Consider the following 14,067-nt stretch of genomic DNA (forward strand, 5'->3'; position numbering starts at 1 on the left):
CCATGACATGCACACTAAAACGCCCCTACCCCGCGGCGCTAACAACTATCCTCACACTCACGCCTGCATCGATATCGCCTTCAGCACAGCCCAGGTGCCCAGCCCCTGGCATCATCAACATGTAGACCAAGCAGCATCCACCACCGACATGCTTACGTGCGCCGCGCTAATCGTGTCCACTGCGGCAAAGCACACGAAGCCTCATCGAAAGCAGGCAGTCAGCCACCCACCAACAAAAACCCCGCAACACAGCAAAACACGACAGCAACCTGCAGTTCAAGGGAAGCAGCGGTGGGGTAGTGGTGGGAAACCAGTACGAGGCTTCGTATGTGCGTTCACCCGGAATCGGCGTGTTTAGTGGATTCTCCACTACCTGGTTACAGGATGACCAGACATCATCTGACTTACTGGGAACCCGGGGGCGATTACTTTTCCATGGGTGGTCCTGTGTAAGAACCCCGTGGGGATTTTCCCGGTGACCAAGTTCACTGGAAGCCTGTGGCTGTTATGTTGTGGTATTCGCGGTGCTGGTCGTTTGTGTTGATGCGACTCAACCCAGAATATCGAACCTAGGCCGTTATTATCGAGAAGTTTCGTACTGACTGCCCCGAGTTGGTGAAGTATGATTATACTTTAGTTGTTTGTTCTCGTGAACTCGGTTGACCTTGGGTGATCGAAGTTCTGTGGTACGGTAAAAGATGCGAGTCGACGATCTCATCGCGGTGCATTTCATGGTCGACGTGACCTACGCCGAGAAGTTGCGAAAGCGTTGGGATCACTACGAATTCGACATTCAGCTACGAGTGGTGGAGTGTCCAGGCCGGTGAGTCGATGGGGCCGCGCAGATGTTGGTCGTCAAGACGTGCGACGAACATCCCGATACCAACGTGACGGTGTTGTTGTTCCGTAAGATCGCTCGGCCGTCAACCTAATCTCGGATGCTAAAGCGGCGATAGTGCTTTATGACGTGCAATCTCGGATTCAGGAGGCTTACCCTGAACGGTTTGAGGAACAGGTCGTATGCTAACTCAACAAGGTTGACTTACGGGTGTCGTAAGGCAAGGGGTTAGGATGTCGACGCCTATGAGCACCCAGCAAACCCGGAGCGCCCGTTGTCGATAGACAATATGGCTGGCCTGGTGCCCGGACAATGCGCCACCTTGGAAAGACTGGTAAAGTTCAGCCGAGGACATTTAGTCAACATGGACACACACACACACACACTTCAGTGGATCGTCAGATCGTCTTAGGCGACAGCGCCGGCGAGATCAGTGTGATGTTTCATCCCAGGCGTGGGGGTGCCGACATCCAGTCCGATCCGCTATCGCGGGTCACCAGCAAAGCCCGCTAGAGCGGTGACCGTCTCATGTCGATGATCGACTTGGCGTATCTTCCGTGATTGATGAACCCACAGAGACTGACCCAGCTAGCCGTCATCAGTCAGCCCGTCAGATTCAGTAACGACAGACTTGGGGGGAAGCCAAGGAATACGGTGAAAGCAACTGGCAGCAGTGTTGGTGTTCAACGCTGGGGTTCGTGTGCACCGCCAATGGTTGTCGGCCTTTGACGCGGCATGGTTACGGCTCGACGTACGTGTTCGGTTACAGTTTGCTCAGCTCGAAGCTTACCGCTCAGGTCTTCGGCGTCCAGCCAACGGGGATACACCGATTTAGCTGGCTCGGTACTGTCGTGGCTGGGGTTATGGAGTCTGCACCGCATCGGACACAGGGCCAACAAGCTGTAGACTGCGGTATTGGGTGGCTAGGATTCGACCCCGACTGTAGCACTGAACTGGGCGACTTGTGGAAGCGGCCCGCGCTTCGGTTGGTGCCATCCCGAAGAAACCCGGCGTTGCGCGTATATTGAGGATCTATTGCGGTTATGCGTATGACGCCGATGTCAGTTACTGGCAGTGTGGCTCCGGGAACCAGCTCGACATTTGGCGACGTCCCGACTTGGACCGCGACGGACAGGTTCCAGTGTTGCTGTAAGTTCCCGGGAGGCTCGGATGGTCGGAAACAAACGTGGACAGGTACACCCGCTGATGGGCCTTTTGACCTAGCTGGATTGGGTCTACGTGGTGATCAACTATCGGCTCAACCCGCGTGCCACCTGGCCTGATTCAAGTACGCGATTGCGTGAATAAAGGAGCACATCGCCGAGTAGGGCAGTAACCCGGACTGGATTTCGATCACCGGTGGCTCGGCCGATGGGTATCTTTTTACTTTTCTTGTTGTCACGAGAATCCCCAACGATCCACAGTTTCCGCCGGGCTTCGAGAAGGCTGACATCCGGGTGCAAGCGGTTGTTCCGTTCTACGGTGTTTATGACTTCACTGGTCTCTGATCAACTCGATGCATACGATTATGCTGCCGATAGCGCAGAAGTACGTGTTTACACTGAAGTGCAGTGACCACCTGCGCGATTTTCGTGTCGCGTCGCCAATCACGCACATCGATCAAGACGCACCCGGGTTTTATGCTATGTAGCCGTAACAACTCGTTGGTCCGGGTTGAATAGGCGCACAACTTCACAAAGCGACTGCGCGAGGTTAGTTGCCAGCCCGTGTTCTAAGTCGAATTACTTTGCAAGCAAAGCGCTTTCGACATTCCTCGCGTATGCCTGGGCGGTACACGCCGCGGTGGCCGTCGAGCAGTTCCTTGCTGAGATATATGCCTAGCGTCAGGTCGACGTGTAGCCGGGTTCGGTCGCCGTTGGAAACTCTTCCGCTGTGGGATCTGCCACGTCAATATCGGACTTGTCACTATTTGCCGGTAAACTACCACCCGCGACATCTGGCGATCCTGAGCCCGAACGATCCTTAGCCTGAATGCGCCGTACATAGTGGTACGGCAGTTATGTCGGAGTTTTCCTGCGCTTACGTGGCGAGACTGCTGAGCGCCATTGAGCTATCTATAGAGGGGACTGCACATTGCGAGCCGCAAACGTTACGCCGGTGGCTGTCATTGGTATGGCTTGTCGGCTTCCCGGCGGGATCGATTCTCCGCAGCGCCTTTGGGAGGCGTTGTTGCGTGGCGACGACCTGGTGACCGAGATTCCCAAGGAGCGCTGGGACGCGGATTTGTATTACGATCCTGAACCAGGGGTGCCTGGCCGGTCGGTATCACGATGGGGCGCCTTCCTGGATGATGTTGGCGGCTTTGACTGCGATTTCTTTGGTATGACTGAGCGTGAGGCCATCGCGATCGACCCGCAACATCGCCTGTTGCTGGAAACGTCGTGGGATGCCATCGAGCATGCGGGTCTTGACCCAGCGACACTCGCGGGGTCTGCGACCGGCGTCTTTGTGGGACTGACGCATGGGGACTATGAACTGTTGTCCGCCGATTGTGGTGCCACGGAGGGACCGTACGGTTTCACCGGCACCAGTAACAGCTTCGCGTCCGGGCGAGTGGCTTACACACTTGGGTTGCACGGTCCGGCGGTCACGGTGGACACGGCGTGCTCGTCGGGCTTGATGGCTGTGCACCAGGCCCGCGGCAGTTTGGATTGCGGCGAAAGCGATCTGGCCCTTGCCGGTGGCGTCGTCGTGACGCTGGAGCCACGGAAGTCGGTTTCGGGTTCGCTGCAGGGAATGTTGTCGCCCACCGGTCGTTGCCATGCCTTCGATGTCGCAGCCGACGGATTCGTGTCTGGCGAGGGCTGTGTGGTGCTGTTACTCAAGCGGATGCCCGACGCTGAGCGTGACGGTGACCGAATCCTGGCGGTGCTACGCGGCACCGCGGCTAATCAGGATGGCCACACTGTGCACATAGCAGCACCATCGGAGCAGGCACAAATCGCAGTATATCACAAGGCGTTGGCCGTGGGCGGCGTTGACCCCACCACGGTCGGCCTGATCGAAGCGCACGGTACCGGCACCCCGGTCGGAGATCCGATCGAATATGCGAGCCTGGCGGCGGTTTACGGAACTGCGGGACGTTGTGCGCTGGCATCGACTAAGACAAACTTTGGCCACATGCAGTCGACATCAGGACCTCTGGGGATGATGAAGGCAATCCTGGCGCTACAGCATGGCGTGGTTCCGAAAAACCTGCACTTCACTCGGCTGCCTGATCAACTGGCTGAGATTACCACCGAACTTTTTGTGCCGCAGGTTAATACGCCCTGGCCCGTCGATGTCCAGCAGCCACGGCGTGCCGCGGTGTCGTCGTATGGCATGTCTGGCACCAACGTGCACGCGATCCTCGAGCAAGCACCAGAGAATTCAGGTAAGGACTCCCCGGCAGTATCTAAAGTCAATGGCCCGCTGTTGTTTCCGCTGTCGGCCACGTCGGTTGAGCAATTGCGTGCGACGGCTGCCCGAATGGCGGATTGGGTCGACGAACACGGCAGCGGGACTAAACACACTGGGCTGTGGGATTTGGGCTATACGCTGTCGCGCCGCCGTGGATACCGTCCAGTGCGGACGATGGTCCTGGCGAGCAGCTTTGCTGAACTCAGCCGGGGACTGCGTGAAATCGCCGGCAGCGAGATTCCGTATCAGTCCGCTGTGGGGCAAGATGACCGCGGACCGGTGTGGGTGTTCTCCGGGCAGGGGTCACAGTGGGCCGGTATGGGCGCTGAGTTGTTCGCGAAGGAGCCGGTGTTCGCCGCGGCCATCGCGGCGATGGAACCGGTGATTGTCGAGGAATCAGGGTTTTCGGTCACCGAGGCGCTGACGGTGGCTGAGAAGGTAACCGGTATTGACCGGGTCCAGCCGACGATCTTCGCAATCCAGGTGGCGTTGGCTGCCACGATGAAGTCCTACGGAGTGTATCCGGGGGCAGTCATCGGACATTCGCTCGGTGAGGCTGCGGCAGCCGTCGCCGCGGGCGCACTGTCTTGCGAAGACGGTTTGCGCGTCATTTGCCGTCGCTCGCAACTGATGTCGCGTGTTGCGGGCAGCGGCGCTATGGCGTCAGTGGAGCTACCTGGCCAACAAGTGCTTTCCGAACTCTCTATTCGCGGGCTGTCGGATGTTGTGCTGGCCGTCGTAGCCTCACCAACATCGACCGTCGTCGGTGGTGACACCCAGGCGATTCGGCATCTGTTGGCCGCATGGCAGGCACAGGACGTGATGGTGCGTGAGGTAGCTGTCGACGTCGCTTCACATACGCCGCAGGTCGAACCGATTCTTGACGACTTGGTCGAAACCCTTGCCGATCTCAAACCAACTGAGCCGAAAGTTCCGTATTATTCCGCGACCCTGTGGGACCCTCGTGAGCGGCCGTCGTTCACCGGTGAATACTGGGCGGAAAACCTACGCTACACGGTGCGATTCGCGGCGGCCGTGCAGGCGGCACTCAAGGATGGCTTTCGAGTCTTCGGGGAGCTGGCGCCACACCCCCTGTTGACCTATGCGATCGAGCAAAACGCTGCCAGTCTCGACATGCCGGTCAGCGCGTTGGCCGCCATGCGGCGTGAGCAGGAACTGCCGTTCGGATTACGTGGTTTCATCGCCGATGTGCATAGCGCCGGCGCCTTGGTCGATTTCTCCGTCCAGTACCCCAATGGGTGCCTGGTGGATGCACCATTACCTACCTGGACCCGTCGGGAGCTGATGCTGAGTCGCGAGTCGGTGGACCATCCTGCGCACGGCGCCGCGGTCCAGGCTGTTCATCCACTACTCGGGGCACATGTGCATCTGTTCGAGGAACCGGAGCGCCATGTATGGCAAGGCCGGGTCGGCACCGAGGCACATCCATGGCTCGGCGACCACCAGATCCACGACGTAGCCGCGTTTCCCGGTGCTGCTTACTGTGAGATGGCCTTAACCGCCGCGCGCGTGACTCTTGGCGAAGCATCAGAGGTCCGCGACATTAAGTTCGAGCAGACGCTGCTTTTGGATCGTGAAACGATGGCATCGTCGGCGGCAACGGTTTCGGCTCCTGGCGTCCTCGAGTTCGCGGTGGAAACTTATGAGGAAGGCGAACGTGTTCGGCGGGCAAGTGCGGTCTTACGGGCCCTGGAGGACCGAGTCAATCAGCAGCCGGCCTCACACAGCATCGACGCGCTAATCGCCAGCCATCCGCTGCGCACGGAAGGCGCCGATTTGCGGGCAACCTTCGACGCCATCGGCATCCAGTACGGCCTGGCCTTCTCGGGCCTCACTGCAGTATACACTGCCGCTGGGACCAATGAGGATGTCTCTACGGTGCTTGCTGAGGTCGCGCTGCCTGGGGCCATTCGCTCGCAGCAAGCATCATACACAAGTCACCCTGCATTGCTCGATGCGTGCTTCCAGTCGGTCATCGTTGCACCCGAGGTGCAAAAGGCGGGCGCCGGCGGTCTGCTGCTGCCCGTATATGTGCGCAGACTGCTTAACTACCACTCGATGCGCAACGCGCAATACTGCCTCACCCGGGTCAAGACATCGCGAGCTGGTGAGTGCGAAGTTGACTTGGAAGTTCTGGACCAGTCTGGAGCGGTGTTGTTGCTGGTCGAGGGGCTGCGTCTGGCTGGGGGCGCCTCGGAGCACGAATGTGCCAATCGAGTGCTCGACGAGCGGCTGTTTACCGTTGAGTGGGAACCGCGCGAACTGCCTGAGGTGACGCAGCGTGAGCGTGGATCCTGGTTAGTGCTCGGCGCGTCCGCCGAGGATCCGTTGGTTCAGCAACTCGGCGATGCACTAAACGCCGATGGCGGGCATTGCACCGCGGTGTCGTTGCCGCTCGGACAAATCGATACCGCGCAGCTGTGTTCGCTGCTGTCTAGAGACGGCGTGAGTTCCTCCATTGGTCACGGTGCCCTCAAGGGACTGACCGGCGTCGTCGTAGTGACCGCCCCACCCGCCACTGTGGCAGAATCGCCAGCATTGCGGCGCGGCAGGGACTATGTATCTCACCTTATCACTATCGTCCGCGAGATCTCCGAACTCCCCGGTGAGCGGCCTCGCCTCTTTGTAGTGACTAGAAATGCCGCAAGCATCAAGACGGGTGACCTGGCCAACCTGGAGCAGGTCGGGCTGCGCGGGCTGATACGGGTGATTGACTCCGAACACCCGTACTTGAGTGTCACTCAGATCGACGTTGAAGAAACCAACCAAGCGACGATCGCCACACAAGTGGCTCGGCAACTGCGCAGCGGCTCGGATGAGGACGAGACCGGCTGGCGGGACGGCGAGTGGTATACAGCCCGACTGCGCCCCGGTCCGTTGCGCCAGGCCGAACGGCGAACCGTTGTCGTGCAGAACGAACACGATGGCATGCGTCTAGAGATCCGTACTCCGGGTGACCTGGATTCGTTGGAATTCGTTGCTTTCGATCGGGTACCGCCGGGACCGGGGGAGATCGAGGTCGCGGTCACCGCATCCACCGTTAACTTCGCCGACGTTCTGGTCGCGTTCGGTCGGTATCCCACTTTCGAGGGTTACTGCCAACTGTTGGGTATCGACTTCGCTGGAGTGGTGTCGGCAGTCGGGTTAAATGTCACCGATCACAAGGTCGGTGACCGGGTCGGCGGTGTGTCCCGCAACGGTTGCTGGACCACATTTGTGATTTGCGACGCCCGCCACGCGGTCACGCTCTCGCCCGAGGTGCCGCTGGAAGAGGCCGCGGCTGTTCCTACCGTCGCTGCGACCGCTTGGTACGGTCTGCACGATCTGGCCCGGATCTCACAGACCGATAAAGTGCTGATTCATTCGGGGACCGGTGGTGTCGGACAGGCGGCGATCGCGATCGCACGTGCCGCGGGGTGTGAGATCTTCGCGACGGCGGGTAGTCCGCAGCGGCGACAACTGCTGCGCGACAAGGGTATTGAGCATGTCTACGACTCGCGCAGCCTCGAGTTCGCCGAACAGATCCATCGTGACACCAAGGGGTACGGTGTTGACGTCGTGCTCAACTCACTGCCCGGCGCTGCGCAACGCGCCGGAATCGAATTGTTGGCTTTCGGTGGGCGGTTTGTCGAGATCGGCAAACGCGACATCTACGGCGACACCCGACTTGGCTTGTTCCCATTCCGCCGCAACCTTTCGCTGTACGCGGTCGACTTGGCGTTGTTGACTTATACTCACCCAGACACCGTTCGGCGCTTGCTGACCACCGTGTACCAACGCACCGCCGAGGGTGTGCTGCCTGTGCCGCAGACCACGCACTATCCAATTCATAACACGGCTAATGCCGTCCGCCTAGTCGCTGGTGCCGGGCACACCGGCAAGGTGTTGCTGGATGTGCCGCATACCGGATCCAGTGTGGCTGTGGTTCCCCCGGAGCAGGTTCGTACGTTTCGCGCTGACGGTGCCTATATCGTTACTGGCGGGCTGACCGGCTTAGGGCTGTTCCTCGGCACCGAGATGGCTGCAGCGGGCTGCGGACGGATCGTACTCAACTCTCGCTCGGCGCCTAATCCCCAAGCGCAAGAGACTATCGAACGGTTGCGTGCCGGGGGCGCCGATATCCAAGTGGAGTGTGGTGATATCGCTGAGCCTAGGGTCGCTGACCGCCTGGTGGTGGCGGCGACTCAATCGGGGCTTCCGGTTCGTGGCGTGCTACACGCAGCGGGGGTGGTCGAGGACGCTACGTTGACCAACGTCACCGATGACCTCATCGACCGTTGTTGGGCGCCTAAGGTCTACGGCGCGTGGAACCTACACCAGGCCCTGCAAGAAGGAAAAACCGCGCAGCTGCTGGATTGGTTCTGTTCGTTCTCAACGGCCGCCGCGCTGGTCGGTTCGCCGGGTCAGGGCGCATATGCGGCGGCCAACAGTTGGTTGGATGGTTTCTCGTATTGGCGCCGGGCACAGGGCCTTGCCAGCACCACGATCGCTTGGGGGGCTTGGGGTGAGCTTGGTCTTGCCACCGCTTTGGCAGAAATGGCCGGTGTAGCGATCGCACCCACTGAGGGTGCTCGGGTATTTCAGACGCTGCTGCGCTATAATCGTCCTTATTCCTGCTATGCGCCGATCATGGAAACGCCGTGGTTGAAGTCCTTTGCGCAACACAGTCGCTTCGCCGAGGCGTTCCGATCCATTTCCCAAGGCCAAAAAGACAAAAGCAAGTTCCTGGCTGAATTGAAAGTGTTGCCTCGAGACGAATGGCCTAGCATGATTCGACGGCTGGTATCCGAGCAGATCAGCTTGTTACTGCGGCGCACTATTGATCCCGATCGACTGCTATCTGACTATGGTTTGGATTCGCTCGGGAATTTGGAATTACGAACCCGCATCGAGACAGAGACAGGGATACGCATAAGTCCCACTAAAATCACCACAATTCGAAGTCTAGCCGAGCATTTGTGCGAAGAGCTGGCAGCTACGGAAGCTGAATCGGCAGTCACTGCCACTTGATGGCAGGCGGCCTATATCTTCGGGGGATTATAGACGCCCCAACGGGAGCATAGCGGGGAGTTCGAGTCAAGGAGAACACGTTGCAGGTAGGGCCGTTGACACTGGGGACACTGCTGGATTGGGCACCCCGAGCGGGGAAGACCATCTCGTGGCAACCGACACCTGCTACCTGCGAGAAGGTGTCGCAGGCGCCGGTGAGTTCGGTACCGGTCGCCTACATGCAAGCACAGCACATCCGTGGTTATGTCGAGCAGAAAGCAAAGGGGCTCGACTACTCACGGCTGATGATTGTCAGCTGTGACCAGCTCGGCCAATGTGATATCCGTGCGATCAACTACATCGTCAACGCGCACCTGCGCCGCCATGATACCTACCGTAGCTGGTTTGAGTATACCGACGAAGGCGAAATCATCCGGCACACGTTATGCGATCCCGCAGACATCGAATTCGTGCCCATCGAACATGGCCAGCTGTCGCTGGCACAAATACGTGAACTTGCGGTGAGTACACCAGATCCGCTGGAGTGGGGCTGCTTCCAGTTCGGTGTGATCCAAGCTGAGGAGCATTTCACGTTCTATGCCAGTATCGACCACGTCCATGTGGACGCGATGATCGTTGGCGTGACGCTCATGGAATTCCATATGATGTACAGCGCACTCGTCAGTGGTGCTGGTCCCCTCGAGCTGCCGGAGGCGGGTAGCTACGATGACTTCTGCCGCCGCCAGCACCGATTCACCTCTATGCTCACTGCGGAGTCTCCACAGATTCGCTCGTGGACCCAATTCGCTGAGCCGAACGAAGGCAGTTTTCCCGATTTCCCGCTGCCACTCGGTGATCCATTGGAGCCCACTCAGGCCGACATTGTCACCATAACCATGCTCGATGAGCAGCAGACGGATCGATTCGAAGCGGCATGTACAGTTGCTGGTGCTCGTTTTGTCGGTGGCGTGCTGGCTTGCTGCGGCCTGGCCGAGTACGAATTGACCGGTGCTGACACCTATTATGGGCTCACACCGCGCGACACCCGTCGCATTCCGACTGATGTCTTGACTCAAGGCTGGTTCACCGGACTGGTGCCGATCACGGTCCCTATTGCTGGCTCATCGTTCGGCGATGCCGCGCGCGCCGCGCAGAATTGCTTCGACACCGACGTGCACTTAGCTGAAGTTCCCTACGACCGGGTGGTGGAATTGGCACCGACAGTGCATAAGCCGCGGCCGAACTTCCCAGTGATCAACTTTCTTGATGCGGGAACCGCGCCGCTTTCGGTATTGCTTACCGCGGGATTGGACGGCCTCAATATCGGCGTCTATAGCGATGGTCGTTACTCGTATCAGATGTCGATCTACGTGATCCGGGTTGAGCAGGAGACTGCGGTGGCGGTGATGTTTCCGGATAATCCGGAAGCCCAGGAGTCGGTCGCCCGCTATCTGGAGACGTTGAAGTCCGTGTTCGAGTGCGTCGCCGAAAGTGGGCACTGGCGTAATGTCGCATGATATCTGTTGCACCCGGGCGGCGCTATTGGGGGTGAACTCATCTTCAGTCGGTTAGGCGACATCGTCACACGGTGGCCGTGGGTGGTAATCGGTTGCTGGACTCTACTTGCGCTGATGCTCCCGATGACGGTGCCGTCGTTGACGGAGCTAACTCAGCGTCATCCCGTCGTGATTCTGCCTGTTGATGCGCCGTCGAGCGTCGCAGCCAAAAAGATCTCCCAGGCATTTCACGAGGTGGATTCGGAAAACGTATTGATCGTGCTGCTGACCGACGACAAGGGGTTAGGACCGGCCGACGAAACCGTTTACCGCACGCTGGTGGATCGGCTGCGCAATGATACCAAAGACGTTGTGGTGTTACAGGATTTCCTCAGCACACCGCCGTTGCATGAGTTACTGGTTAGCAAAGACGGCAAGGCGTGGATCCTGCCGATCGTCCTGGCCGGTGAGCTTGGCACGTCCGCGTCCTATCAGGCCTACGCAGGCGTCGCGGGCATCGTGAAACAAACCTTGGAAAGCACAGCCGGATCGTCTCTCAAGGCCAACTTAACGGGGCCGGCGTCCACCGTCGCTGACTTGACGGACGCCGGGGCACGAGATCGCACGTCGATCGAGCTGGTGATCGCCGTTTTGTTGCTAACTATTTTGATGATTATCTATCGCAACCCGATCACCATGTTGTTGCCGTTGATCACGATCGGTGCATCGTTGATGACTGCGCAGGCCGTGGTATCTGGCGTCTCAGTACTGGCCGGTCTGGCTGTTTCCAACCAGATGATCGTGTTGCTCAGTGCGATGATCGCCGGTGCGGGAACTGATTATGCGGTGTTCCTCATCAGCAGGTATCACGACTACATTAGGATGGGGTCTGGTTCGGCGCAGGATGCGGGTTGCGCCGTGCGACAAGCACTGATTTCCCTAGGCAAGGTGATCGCCGCGTCGGCGGCAACAGTAGGTATCACTTTCCTAGGGATGAGCTTTACCAAAATCAGAGTGTTTTCCACGGTCGGTCCGGCACTGGCGATTGGGATCGCGGTAGCGTTCTTGGCTGCGGTGACCTTGATGCCGGCCCTCCTGGTGCTCGCCGGGACGCGTGGTTGGGTCGCGCCGCGGCGTGACCGCGCCGGCGCATTCTGGCGGCGAACCGGGGTGCGGATAGTGCGCCGGCCAGTGGCTTACTTGAGTGCGAGCATGGTCATTCTGATTGTGTTGGCCCTGTGCGCCAGCCTCGTTCGATTCAACTACGATGACCGCAAGCAGATACCGGCCTCTGATGAGAGCTCTGTCGGATATGCTGCCCTGGAAAGCCATTTCCCAGTAGGTCAAGCGATTCCGGAGTACCTGCTGATCCAATCGCCGCACGACCTGCGCACGCCTCGTGCCCTTGCCGATATGGCTGAGCTGGCGCAACGAGTGAGCCAGATTCCGGGCATTGCTCTGGTCCGTGGGGTTACTCGACCCACTGGAAAGCCGCTTGAAGAGACTAGTGCGACGTATCAGGCGGGCATGGTTGGTAAACAGCTAGGCAGTGCATCTCATCTCATCGGTGAAAGCACCGGCGACTTGAACCGACTGGCCTCGGGTGCTGGTCTGTTGGCAGACAAGCTTGGTGACGTACGCATTCAAGTTGGCCAGGCCGTCGCAGGGATCAGTGGGTTGCTCGACAATTTGGCGTTCGCGCAGAAGATGTTTGGTGACAGCAAGACGTTGGGCGAAATCGACACTGCCGGCAAGCTTGTCTCGAGTATGCGTGCTCTCGGCAACATGTTTGGGATTAATTTCTCAACCACGATGAACGACATCAACTGGGTTGGCGCCGTGGTCATTGCTCTGGATTCCAGTGTGCTTTGCGACACTAATCCCATCTGCGCCGATGCGCGCGCTCAGTTCCACAAGCTGCTCACCGCATCTGAAGACGGAACTCTGGACAATATCGCCCACCTCTGGAAGCAGTTGGGGTCGACGCAGTCCTCGCAGACCATAGGCGCCACGGTCAGTGGTCTGGAGAAAACACTGACCGCCGTTAATACGTCGCTGCGCTCCTTGGGGCTGGATAATCCGAATGTTATGCGCTCAAAGATGATCGGTTTGCAAAACGGTGTCAACGACCTTGCGAGCGCCGGACGTCGGATCGCCGACGGTGTGGCGGTGCTCGTTGATCAGACCAGGACTATGGGCACCAGTCTTGCCCGGGCATCGGCCTTTTTGATGGAGATGGGTCAAGACGCATCTCAACCGTCCATGGCCGGATTCAATGTGCCGCCGCAATTGCTCAATACGGAAGATTTTAAGAAACTCGTCCAGGCATTCATCTCGCCAGACGGCCATTCGGTGCGGTACTTCATTCAAACCGATCTCAACCCGTTCAGCAGTGCGGCCATGGATCAGGTCAACACGATCCTCAACGTCGCCACAGGTGCTCAGCCAAACACCACATTGTCGGACGCGTCGATCTACCTTTCGGGCTATACCGTGACGCTTCGAGACACCAGAGACTACTACGACCGAGATCTGCAGCTTATAGTCATCGTCACGATGATTGTGGTGCTTTTGATCCTTATGGCACTATTGCGCTCGATAGTTGCGCCAATATACCTCGTCGGGTCGGTGATTGTTTCGTATCTGTCGGCACTCGGACTCTGTGTCTTGGTGTTCCAGGTGCTATTGCGGCAGCAATTGCATTGGAGCGTGCCGGGATTGGCGTTCGTGGTGCTGGTCGCCGTGGGTGCTGACTACAACATGTTGCTCGCATCACGGCTGCGTGACGAGTCGTCACATGGCTTGCGTGCAAGCGTTATTCGCACCGTACGTTCCACCGGTGGAGTCATAACCGCGGCGGGTTTAATCTTCGCTGCATCGATGTTTGGTCTGCTGTTGTCCAGCATCGCGACTGTCGTGCAGGCAGGCTTCGTGCTTGGGTCCGGGATCTTGCTCGACACTTTCATTGTCCGTACTATTACCGTGCCTGCGGTCGCTGCTTTGTTGAGACGGGCGAGTTGGTGGCCCGCACGGCCGTGGGGTAACAACGCGTAGTCGATGACGACTTGACACAAAGAAGTAAAGCCCTGTTCAACGCATCACCGGAAAGCTGAAAGCTTGAATTAGATTGGCGCCCTACATTGTTTTCGGTAGACTGGGTGGCCCGAGGAGAGGCAGGGCTGGGGAAAGTTATCTAAATCATTCAAGCCATGCAACCACACCCTGGCTGGGCTGCTGCCGAACCTCCACCACTCGACCTTGCCGAAGCTCTGGCTAAGATCTTCGGATTCGGATCGTTTGAGG

Annotated in this window: 4 protein-coding genes; all 4 read left to right on the forward strand. The window is 58.6% G+C overall.

Features of this window, described 5'->3' with window-relative positions; all coding sequences use genetic code 11:
* Nucleotides 1-698: 698 nt before the first annotated feature.
* The 4 genes from ML_RS17375 to ML_RS06185 all read left to right on the forward strand — a co-directional run bounded on the left by ML_RS17375 (nt 699) and on the right by ML_RS06185 (nt 13,818).
* Nucleotides 699-827: a hypothetical protein gene (locus tag ML_RS17375; protein WP_269147077.1), complete on the forward strand. Its 129-nt coding sequence runs from the start codon at nt 699-701 to the stop codon at nt 825-827.
* 2,105 nt (nt 828-2,932) lie between these two features.
* Nucleotides 2,933-9,289 (forward strand): sulfolipid-1 biosynthesis phthioceranic/hydroxyphthioceranic acid synthase, encoded by a 6,357-nt coding sequence (gene pks2 / locus ML_RS06175; protein ID WP_010908211.1) that lies wholly within the window; start codon nt 2,933-2,935, stop codon nt 9,287-9,289.
* A gap of 80 nt (nt 9,290-9,369) precedes the next feature.
* Complete coding sequence (locus ML_RS06180) at nt 9,370-10,785, forward strand: condensation domain-containing protein (RefSeq protein WP_010908212.1); 1,416 nt, start codon at nt 9,370-9,372, stop codon at nt 10,783-10,785.
* Between the two features lie 60 nt (nt 10,786-10,845).
* The gene (locus ML_RS06185) at nt 10,846-13,818 is read left to right on the forward strand and encodes an MMPL/RND family transporter (protein WP_414085556.1); all 2,973 of its coding nucleotides are present in this window, start codon (nt 10,846-10,848) and stop codon (nt 13,816-13,818) included.
* Nucleotides 13,819-14,067: the final 249 nt, after the last annotated feature.

The sequence above is a fragment of the Mycobacterium leprae TN genome (assembly GCF_000195855.1).
In the GTDB taxonomy this organism is placed as follows: domain Bacteria; phylum Actinomycetota; class Actinomycetes; order Mycobacteriales; family Mycobacteriaceae; genus Mycobacterium; species Mycobacterium leprae.

Bases quoted from the DNA above. Each gene is read 5' to 3' on its own strand.
- ML_RS17375 (WP_269147077.1), top strand. From the start codon at position 699: ATGCGAGTCGACGATCTCATCGCGGTGCATTTCATGGTCGACGTGACC.